Below are 10,051 nucleotides of genomic sequence, written 5' to 3' on the forward strand. Positions count from 1 at the left end.
CGAGGGCAATGCCGAGATCAAGAAAGTCGCGGAGTTCTTCCACTTCGCCTGCACCTCGGAAGACATCAACAACCTGTCCTATGCCCTGATGCTGCAGGAAGCGCGCGACAAGGTGCTCTACCCGGCCTGGGATGCCATCAATGAAGACATCCGCGCGCTGGCCCACAAGTACGCCGACATCCCGATGCTGTCGCGCACCCATGGCCAGCCGGCCTCGCCGACGACGCTGGGCAAGGAAATGGCCAACGTCGCGCATCGCCTGATGCGCCAGCGCGTGCAGCTCGAAGAAATCGAATTGCTGGGCAAGATCAATGGCGCGGTGGGCAATTACAACGCCCATCTCTCGGCCTACCCGGACATCGACTGGGACAAGGAAAACGAAGCCTTTGTCGAATCGCTGGGCCTGAGCTTCAATCCCTACACCATCCAGATCGAGCCGCATGACTACATGGCCGAGCTGTTCGACGTATGCGCGCGCTACAACACCATCCTGATGGACTTCTGCCGCGACGTCTGGGGTTACATCGCACTCGGCTTCTTCAAGCAGAAGACCGTTGCCGGCGAAATCGGTTCGTCGACCATGCCGCACAAGGTCAACCCGATCGACTTCGAAAACGCCGAAGGCAACATCGGCATCGCCAACGCCCTGTTCCGTCACCTGGGCGAAAAGCTGCCGGTGTCGCGCTGGCAGCGTGACCTGACCGACTCCACCGTGCTTCGCAATCTCGGTGTCGGCTTCGGTCATTCCGTGATTGCCTATGCCTCGGCACAGAAAGGCATCTCCAAGCTGGAAGCCAATCCGGAGCGCATGGCCGCCGACCTGGATGACAACTGGGAAGTGCTCGCCGAGCCGATCCAGACCGTCATGCGCCGTTATGGCATCGAGCAGCCCTACGAAAAGCTGAAGGAACTCACCCGCGGCAAGAAAGTCGACGGTCCGGCGATGCGTGCCTTTGTCGACAAGCTCGACCTGCCGGAAGATGCCAAAAAGCGTCTGATGGACATGACACCGGCGAGCTACATCGGCATCGCCGCGAAGCTGGCGAAGGACATCTGACCAGCATCATGGCGGCGCAAAGCGACGCATTCATTGGTATCGAAGCCTGTTGGTGGGACCCGAACGACGACGATCTGATGGAATTCGTCGTCACTGCCAGCAATGGCGCCGTGTCAAGCGTGGGAAAGTTCTATGGCAGCCCTGGCCTGCTTCGAGAATTTGCAGAAAGCCTTACCGGTTTTCCGTCTTCGCGCCATCCCGAGACAGTCGAATGCAAGCTAGGACATGGCTGGGCGAAGCTTGTCCTGAGCGCGTTCAACGAAGGTTCCCTGGGTGTTCCATTCTTTGGCGTCAAGCTTGATGTGAATGATGAGCAAGCCGATCGACGCCATTCCGCGAGTTTCTGCATCCGCAGCGAAGCTGCGGAAGTCGACCGTTTTGCAGCACGCCTGCTCGCTTATTCGGAGCGAATGGAAACGCTCGTGAACGAGGTCGGGTCGGACTCGGAACCTTTTTTCTTCGACTTTGCATTTCCTTATCGCGAGCTAGTATCCCGTCGTGCGCTGAAGGAGGAGTCATGACACAACGAGCGCATGACTCGGTGCTAGGTGGACTCGCCGTCGAGGAATTCCTGAAGAAGCACTGGCAGAAAAAGCCGCTGCTGATCCGTAACGCCTTTCCGGATTTCGAGACTCCGCTGAGCGCTGACGAACTCGCTGGCCTGGCCTGCGAGGATGGCATCGAGTCGCGCGTTGTCATCAACGATAGCGAACGTTATGAACTGCGCCAGGGCCCCTTCTCCGACAGGGACTTTGCCGAGCTGCCGGAGCAAGGCTGGACCTTGCTGGTACAGGACGTGGACAAGCACCTGCCGGACCTTGCTGACTTTCTCGAGCATTTCAATTTCATCCCGAACTGGCGCATCGACGACCTGATGATTTCCTATGCCGCCGAGGGCGGCGGTGTCGGGCCGCACACCGACCAGTACGACGTGTTCCTGTTGCAGGCTGCCGGCAAGCGCCGCTGGCAGGTTGCCGAGTCCTTTGATCCGAGCATCATCGAGGGCATCGACCTCAAGGTGCTGAAGACGTTTACGCCGGAAGCGGACTGGGTCCTGGAACCCGGCGACATGCTCTACCTCCCACCAGGCGTGGCCCATGACGGCGTCGCGCTCGATTCCGACTGCATGACCTGGTCGATCGGCTTCCGCGCTCCTGCCTTGCAGGACATGATTTCGGATTTCGTCGAGCTGGTGCAGCAGCGCGTCGAGGACGACACCATGTACAGCGATGCGGACCTGTCGCTGGAAGATAGCCGGGACGGCAAGCTGTCGGATGCAGGGCTGAAGCGCGCCCGCGACCTGCTGCGCTCGGCGCTGGAACAGGATGATGCCGAGATGAATCGCTGGTTCGGGCGTTTCGTGACCGAGCCCAAGGCCTGGTTGGCCACGGCCGCGCCAGAAGACAGATGGTCCCCGGAAGCGCTGAAGTCGGCGCTGGCCACGCAGGACTTCGAACGGGACTCCCGCAGCCGCATGACCTGGCTGGACGACGGCGAAAACACGATCCTGTTCATCGATGGCGACGCCTGGACCCTCGAAAAGGGCAAGGAAAGCGGGCTTGACGAGCTGCTGGGAATGATCTGCACTCGGCGACTCTATCCGGCGGGCAGCTTCGGAAAATGGCTTGATGACGACGCAGCATTTTCACTCCTCTTGCAGCTGGCCGACCACGGTGCCCTCAAGCCCGTGATACCGGGAGATTCGGAATGAGCGCAGACCTGAACCAGATCGCATTTCGCCTAGCCGAATGGCCCGACGACATCGAGGCCATCCGCTCGGTCCGCATGCCGGTGTTCATGGTCGAGCAGAATGTCTCCGAAGAGGAAGAATGGGACGGCCGCGACCAGGAATGCCTGCACGTGCTTGCTTTCGACGGGGACCGACCGGTCGGCACCGCGCGCCTGCTGCCGGACGGCAAGATCGGCCGCATGGCGGTGCTGAAATCCCACCGTGGCCGTGACATTGGCGGCCGACTCCTTACAATGCTGGTGGAAGAAGCGCGCAAACGGGGCGACGCCTCGGTCAAGCTGGCCTCGCAGGTTCATGCCATCCCGTTTTACGAGCGCTTCGGCTTTGTCGCCCACGGCGAGGAATTCATGGATGCCAACATTCCGCACCGCTGGATGACACGAGACCTGACCACCAACAGCGCAGGTGCCCGCGATGAGTGACGAGCCAACGACGCCGAAGACGCCCAAGACGCTGGGTTCGCAGACCAGCGACACCTTCATGCGCCTGGAAACCGCCAGCGACAACCGTGCGGCGGCCGTGGCACTGGCGCAGCAGGCAAGCCGCCGCATCTCCATTTTCAGCCGCGACCTGGATCCGGCGGTCTATGACGACCCGGCCTTCCTGGACGCGGTACGGGCACTGGCTACCCGTGGTGGCCAGGTCATGATTCGCATCCTGCTGGTCGATGCCACCCGTGCCACCAAGGAAGGTCATCGCCTGATCGAGCTGTCACGCCGCCTGTCGACCTTCGTGCAGGTTCGCAAGCCGCATCGGGATTACCTCGACATGGGCGAGGGTTTCCTGATTGCCGACGAGACCGGTCTGCTCTACCGCAAGCTGTCGACCCGCTGGGAAGGCACGGCCGACACGCACGATCCGATGGGTGCGCGCGAGAAACTCAAGCTGTTCGACACCATCTGGGAAAAATCCCAGCCCGAGATCGAATCCCGTCAACTGGGCATCTGAACCGCACCGCCCGGCAAGACACCCCGCAAGGAGGTTGCAGTGGACGTACTAGAGGCTGTCCGCCAACGACGGTCGATGAAGTTCTTTGATCCCGAGCATGTGATGCCCGAGGACGACCTGCGCACGATCATGGAATCCGCGCTGCTGTCGCCCACCGCGTTCAACATCCAGCACTGGCGCTTCCTGAACATCACCGATCGCGAGATTCGCGAAGAGATCAAGCAGGCTGCCTGGGGCCAGGGACAGATTACCGATGCCTCCACCCTGTTGCTGCTGGCCTACGACAAGCTGGCCTGGCAGAAGTCGCCTGCGCGTTACTGGAAGAATGCACCGGAACCCATCCAGCAAAGCCTGCTCAGGAACATCCACGACTTCTACGCCAAGGACGAGCAGATGCAGCGCGACGAAGGCATGCGTTCCTGTGCGATAGCGGCGCAGACCATCATGCTGGTGGCACAGTCGCTGGGATATTACAGCTGCCCCATGGACGGCTTCGACTTCAAGCGTGTCGGCCACCTGGTGCGGCTCCCGGAAGATCACGAAATCTGCCTGATGATCTGCATCGGCAAGGCAACCCAGGAGCCCTGGCCGCGCGGTGGCCAGCTGGCAATGGAAGAGGTATTTTTCACGGACAGGTTCCCCGAGTAAGGACGCGATAACGATGCGCTTTTCACCCCGGGTGACGGTATCCGCCGTCATCGAACGAGACAGGAAATTCCTGGTCGTCGAAGAAGACGTCCGCGGCCGTATCGTGCTCAACAATCCCGCCGGTCACCTGGAGGACGAGGAAACCCTCGTCGATGCGGCGATTCGCGAAGTGCAAGAGGAAACCGGCTGCGAATTCCGTCCGGACGGGATCACGGGTATCTATCTCTGGAAGACGCCCAAGGGCGACCTGACGTTCCTGCGCGTGAATTTCTTCGGTCGCGCCGTCACCGAGGACCGCGACGCCCAGCTGGATGACGGCATCATCGCCACGCACTGGCTGACCCGCGAGGAACTTGCCGAACGCGCGAGCGAGCTGCGCAGCCCGATGGTGCTTGGCGGGATCGACGACTACCTTGCCGGCAAGCGTTATCCGCTGGACACCCTGAAAGACATGGGCCAGGGCTTCTTCTCCGACGCGTCGGACGATGGTTGAGCGCGGTATGGCTGCCGAACGTGTGATCGTGGGTCTTTCAGGCGGGGTCGATTCCTCGGTCACCGCGCTGTTGCTCAAGGAACAAGGTTATGACGTGCATGGCCTGTTCATGGACAACTGGGACGACGACGATGCCTATTGCACCGCCGCCGAGGATTTCCAGGACGCCCGCCAGGTCGCCGCTGCCATCGGCATTCCCATCCACAAGGTGAACTTCGCCGAGGAATACAAGGAACGCGTGTTCGCCTACTTCCTCGAGGAATACGAAGCAGGCCGCACGCCCAACCCGGACGTGCTGTGCAACTCCGAGATCAAGTTCAAGGCCTTCCTGGATTACGCCCTGCGCCTGGGTGCCGACTGGATCGCGACCGGTCATTACGCCCGGGTCGAACACGGCGAGAACGAATCACGCCTGCTGAAAGCGGCCGACCAGGGCAAGGACCAGACCTATTTCCTGCATGCGGTGCCACAGGCGGCGATGCGCAAGACGCTGTTCCCGCTGGGCGAGCTGCAAAAGGACGAGGTACGCGACCTTGCAGCGCGACACGGCTTCGTCAATCACGACAAGAAGGACTCGACCGGCATCTGTTTCATTGGCGAGCGTGATTTCCGCGAGTTCCTGAAAAAATACCTGCCCGTGAAGCCAGGACCGATGCGCACGCCGGAAGGCGAAGTCGTCGGTGAACATGAAGGTCTCTCCTACTACACCCTGGGACAGCGCAAGGGACTGATGATCGGCGGCCTGAAGGATGCCTCGGACGATCCCTGGTACGTCGTCGACAAGCAGGAGTCCGACAATGCCCTGGTGGTCGCCCAGGGCCACGACCACCCCCTGCTGCACCATGACGCACTGGCCTTCGAAAAGCCGCACTGGGTCCGTACGGTCCCGGGTGTCGGCCGCGAGCTGATGGCCAAGACGCGTTATCGCCAGGCCGACCAGGCCTGTCAGCTGACGCGCCTGGACGAGCATGGTGGCGAACTGGTTTTCACGGCCGCCCAGCGCGCCATCACCCCGGGCCAGTACGTCGTCCTCTATGAGGGCGAGGAATGCCTGGGCGGTGGGGTCATTACCCGGCGTTTCAATACCCGCAGCGAGGCCGCATGAAGGGACACGCGTTCGAAGACCGGGTCCTGGCCCTGGCCGGCGTCTTCCAGGCTGCCCGCCTGGTCGACCAGACGGCCTGGACCGGCCGGCAGGACGAGACGGAGCGGGACGTCGCACTCGGCTCCCTGTTCGTTTTCGAGGCAGCGGACGTGCCGCAGGTCTTCGGTGGCGTGCGCAATCTCAGGACCGGCCTGGAGTCGCTCGCGCGCATGCTGGGTGCGGGCGGTGACGAACAGGAGATGCGTGCTGCGCGGTATGTGGTCAGCCTGCTGGCCCATGCCAGGACGCTTGGGAAACGCCCGGAATTGATGTCGCGCCTGCGTGAAGGCCTCGAACGGGCGGCGCAGCAGAAGTCCCATTTCGAGCACTGGGATACCCACGTCCTGAGCAGTCTCGCGGACCTCTATTCGACCACCATCGGCACCCTGGAACCCCGCATCATGGTCCGTGGCGAGCCGGCACGACTGGAAAACCCCGAAACCGTGAAGATGGTACGTGCCCTGCTGCTGGCGGGCATTCGGGCCGCCTTCCTGTGGGAGCAGACCGGCGGCTCGCGCTGGACGCTGCTGTTCAAGCGTCGCCGCCTGGTCGATACGGCGCGCGGGCTTGCTGCCCAGCTCTGAGTACGCGGCAAAAGGCCTGCCCCGTCGATTTTTGCGTGCCGAAAAGCGGCCTCCGCCATGGAGAACGACCGTTTGAATCCGTATAATGGCGGGCTTTGCAGGGCAACACGTTGCAGCGAGTCGCCCACCTGAAAACCCGTATCTCGTCCCTAGTCGGAGGCCCCCATGTCGGACAGCTTCAAGACCCGCGCCACATTGAAAGTCGGCGCCAAAGAGTACAGCTACTTCAACCTGAAGGCGCTGGAGGATTCCCACCAGGTTTCCCGCCTGCCCTTCACCCACAAAGTGCTGCTCGAGAACCTGTTGCGCCACGAAGACGGCGTGAACATCACCAAATCCGACATCGAAGCGCTGGCCAACTGGGACGCCAAGGCAAAGCCGGCCACCGAGATCGCCTTCACCCCGGCGCGCGTCATCATGCAGGACTTTACCGGCGTGCCGGCCGTGGTCGACCTCGCTGCCATGCGCGATGCGGTCAAGAACCTCGGCGGTGATGCATCGAAGATCAACCCGCTGTCGCCGGCCGAGCTGGTCATCGACCACTCCGTGCAGGTCGATTCCTACGGTTCCGCCGATTCCCTGAAGAAGAACAACGACATCGAATTCGAGCGCAACCGCGAGCGCTACGAGTTCCTTCGCTGGGGCCAGACTGCCTTCGACAACTTCAAGGTCGTCCCGCCGAACACCGGCATCGTTCACCAGGTGAACATCGAGCACCTGGCTCGCGTCGTGTTCGACAACAATGGTGTCGCCTATCCCGATACCCTGGTTGGCACCGACTCCCACACCACCATGGTCAACGGCCTGGGCGTGCTCGGCTGGGGCGTGGGTGGCATCGAAGCCGAAGCGGCCATGCTCGGCCAGCCGGTGTCCATGCTGATCCCGCAGGTCATCGGCTTCAAGCTGACCGGCCAGCTGCCGGAAGGCGCGACCGCAACCGACCTCGTGCTCACCGTCACCGAAATGCTTCGCGACAAAGGCGTGGTCGGCAAGTTCGTCGAATTCTTTGGCGATGGCCTCAAGCACCTGCCGCTGGCCGACCGTGCCACGCTCGGCAACATGTCGCCGGAATTCGGTTCCACGGTCGGCATCTTCCCGATTGACGGCGAAACCATCCGTTACCTGGAGCTGTCCGGTCGTTCCGAGGAACAGTGCAAGCTGGTCGAGGAATACGCCAGGGCCCAGGGCATGTGGCGCGAAGACGGCGAGAAGCCGGCTGATTACACCGACGTGCTGGAACTCGACATGGGCACCGTGGTGCCGTCGATTGCCGGCCCGAAGCGCCCGCAGGATCGCATCGAGCTGACCGATGCACAGAAGAGTTTCAACAAGCACCTGCAGCCGATGATCACCGAGCGCGAGAAGAAGACCAACGGCGAAGCCAGCTTCGAAGGCGAAGGCGGCTCGACCGCAGTCGGCTCGCAGGGCAACCAGGAGGCACCTGGAACTGCTGCTGTCGAGATGGACGGCCAGTCCTTCAACCTCAACGACGGCGCGGTTGTTATCGCGGCGATCACCTCCTGCACCAACACCTCCAACCCGGCCGTGATGATCGGTGCCGGCCTGCTTGCACGCAATGCCGCCGCCAAGGGCCTGACCGTCAAGCCCTGGGTGAAGACGTCGCTGGCACCGGGTTCCAAGGTCGTGACCGACTACCTCGTCGCTGCCGACCTGCTGGATGATCTCGAAACCCTCGGCTTCAACGTCGTCGGCTACGGCTGCACGACCTGCATCGGCAACTCCGGACCGCTGCGTCCGGAAATCTCCAAGGCCATCCAGGAGCACCAGCTGGTTGCGACGTCGGTTCTTTCCGGCAACCGCAACTTCGAAGGTCGCATCCACCCGGACGTGAAGATGAACTTCCTGGCCTCGCCGCCGCTGGTCGTTGCCTATGCACTGGCCGGTTCGATGAACGTCGACCTGCAGAACGATGCACTGGGCCAGGACAAGGACGGCAACGACGTGTTCCTGAAGGACATCTGGCCGCAGCCGACGGAAATCCAGGACATGATTGCCAAGAACATCAACTCCAAGATGTTCAACAAGTCGTACAGCGACGTGTTCAAGGGCGACCCGAACTGGATTGCCATCGACACGCCGGAAGGCGACATCTACACCTGGCCGGATTCGACCTACGTCAAGAACCCACCCTACTTCGAAGGCATGACCAAGGACGTGGCTGGCGTCAGCGACATCTCCGGCGCACGCCTGCTGGCGCTGCTGGGCGACTCGGTCACCACCGACCACATCTCCCCGGCCGGTTCGATCAAGCCGGACTCCCCGGCCGGTCGTTACCTGCAGGAGCACGGTGTCGATCCGAAGGACTTCAACTCCTACGGTTCGCGTCGCGGCAACCATGAAGTCATGATGCGCGGCACCTTCGCCAACATCCGCCTGCGCAACCTGCTGGCCCCGGGCACCGAGGGTGGCGTCACCACGCACATCCCGTCCGGAGAACAGATGGACATCTTCGATGCTGCAATGAAGTACAAGGACGAAGGCACGCCGCTGGTCGTGATTGCCGGCGAGGAATACGGCACCGGTTCATCGCGCGACTGGGCGGCCAAGGGCACGCTGCTGCTCGGCGTTCGTGCGGTCATTGCCAAGAGCTACGAGCGCATCCACCGCTCCAACCTGATCGGCATGGGCGTGGTCCCGCTGCAGTTCAAGGATGGCGATGGTCCCGACAAGCTCGGCCTGACGGGCAAGGAAACCTTCGACATCTCCGGCCTGGACAATGGCAATGCCAAGGAAGTCACCGTCAAGGCGACGTCTGACGACGGCAAGACGACCGAGTTCAAGGTCGATGTACGCCTGGATACGCCGAAGGAAGTCGAGTACGTCCAGCACGGCGGCATCCTGCATTACGTACTGCGGCAACTTGCTGCGTAATCAAGAGCTGACGAAAAGCCCCGCTTGATGCGGGGCTTTTTTTAGAACGGAGAATGCGATGCGCGGATTGTTCCTCAGTTTCAATGCCCTGGTCCTGCTGCTGTCCTGCGTGGCGCTGATGTCGCTGTTCACCGGCGGCAGCGGTGCCGACCTGCCCGTGCTGTTGATCGCACTGATGCTGGCCAGCGTGTTGCTGCTGGTGGCAGTACCGATTCGATGCCTGCAGTTGCGGCATGCTGCAAACCCGGATGGCTGGTTGCCGTTATTGAAGCGCCAGACGCCCAACTGGTTGAAGTTCGCCGCCTCGCTGTCCCTCGCGCTGCTGTTTTGCGGGATGCTTGCCTTGCAGCTGACCGCCGCGCTCAGCGATGAAGGGGTGCGACTGTACCAGTATCTGCCTGTCTTCAGCGGCACGCTCGCCGTGCTTGGCTACCTGCTCGGCAACCTCTCCCCGAAAACGTGACGCAGTGCCGCACTGCAACTTTCGCTTCTTGCAAGAACACGATAGATTTTTGCGATGACCTTTCCTGTCTGA

Annotated in this window: 11 protein-coding genes; all 11 read left to right on the top strand. The window is 61.9% G+C overall.

The window, feature by feature from the left end:
* Positions 1-1,057, top strand: a 1,057-nt coding sequence (gene purB, locus R3217_09355; GenBank protein MDX1455649.1) for an adenylosuccinate lyase, incomplete at its 5' end; no start/stop codon positions are given.
* Positions 1,058-1,065: 8 nt separating this feature from the next.
* Positions 1,066-1,578, top strand: a complete 513-nt coding sequence (locus tag R3217_09360) for a hypothetical protein (GenBank protein MDX1455650.1) — start codon at positions 1,066-1,068, stop codon at positions 1,576-1,578.
* Entirely contained in the window at positions 1,575-2,768 is a 1,194-nt protein-coding gene (locus R3217_09365; protein MDX1455651.1) for a cupin domain-containing protein, read from the top strand. The genes R3217_09360 and R3217_09365 overlap by 4 nt, the downstream gene beginning before the upstream one ends.
* Positions 2,765-3,229 carry a GNAT family N-acetyltransferase gene (locus R3217_09370; protein ID MDX1455652.1) on the top strand — a complete coding sequence of 155 codons (465 nt, stop codon included), beginning with the start codon at positions 2,765-2,767 and terminating at the stop codon, positions 3,227-3,229. The genes R3217_09365 and R3217_09370 overlap by 4 nt, the downstream gene beginning before the upstream one ends.
* Positions 3,222-3,755: a hypothetical protein gene (locus R3217_09375; protein ID MDX1455653.1), complete on the top strand. Its 534-nt coding sequence runs from the start codon at positions 3,222-3,224 to the stop codon at positions 3,753-3,755. Before R3217_09370 ends, R3217_09375 begins: the two co-directional genes overlap by 8 nt.
* Positions 3,756-3,794: 39 nt before the next feature.
* Complete coding sequence (locus tag R3217_09380; protein ID MDX1455654.1) at positions 3,795-4,403, top strand: nitroreductase family protein; 609 nt, start codon at positions 3,795-3,797, stop codon at positions 4,401-4,403.
* Between the two features lie 13 nt (positions 4,404-4,416).
* Complete coding sequence (locus tag R3217_09385) at positions 4,417-4,896, top strand: NUDIX hydrolase (GenBank protein MDX1455655.1); 480 nt, start codon at positions 4,417-4,419, stop codon at positions 4,894-4,896.
* Positions 4,897-4,903: 7 nt separating this feature from the next.
* Positions 4,904-6,001 (top strand): tRNA 2-thiouridine(34) synthase MnmA, encoded by a 1,098-nt coding sequence (gene mnmA / locus R3217_09390; GenBank protein ID MDX1455656.1) that lies wholly within the window; start codon positions 4,904-4,906, stop codon positions 5,999-6,001.
* Positions 5,998-6,624 carry a high frequency lysogenization protein HflD gene (gene hflD, locus R3217_09395; GenBank protein ID MDX1455657.1) on the top strand — a complete coding sequence of 209 codons (627 nt, stop codon included), beginning with the start codon at positions 5,998-6,000 and terminating at the stop codon, positions 6,622-6,624. The genes mnmA and hflD overlap by 4 nt, the downstream gene beginning before the upstream one ends.
* A gap of 165 nt (positions 6,625-6,789) precedes the next feature.
* Positions 6,790-9,516, top strand: a complete 2,727-nt coding sequence (gene acnA, locus R3217_09400; protein ID MDX1455658.1) for an aconitate hydratase AcnA — start codon at positions 6,790-6,792, stop codon at positions 9,514-9,516.
* A gap of 58 nt (positions 9,517-9,574) precedes the next feature.
* Positions 9,575-9,979 (top strand): hypothetical protein, encoded by a 405-nt coding sequence (locus tag R3217_09405; GenBank protein MDX1455659.1) that lies wholly within the window; start codon positions 9,575-9,577, stop codon positions 9,977-9,979.
* The last annotated feature ends 72 nt before the right edge of the window (positions 9,980-10,051 follow it).

Source organism: Gammaproteobacteria bacterium (assembly GCA_033720895.1).
Taxonomy (GTDB): Bacteria; Pseudomonadota; Gammaproteobacteria; order Natronospirales; family JAJUFS01; genus JAWWBS01.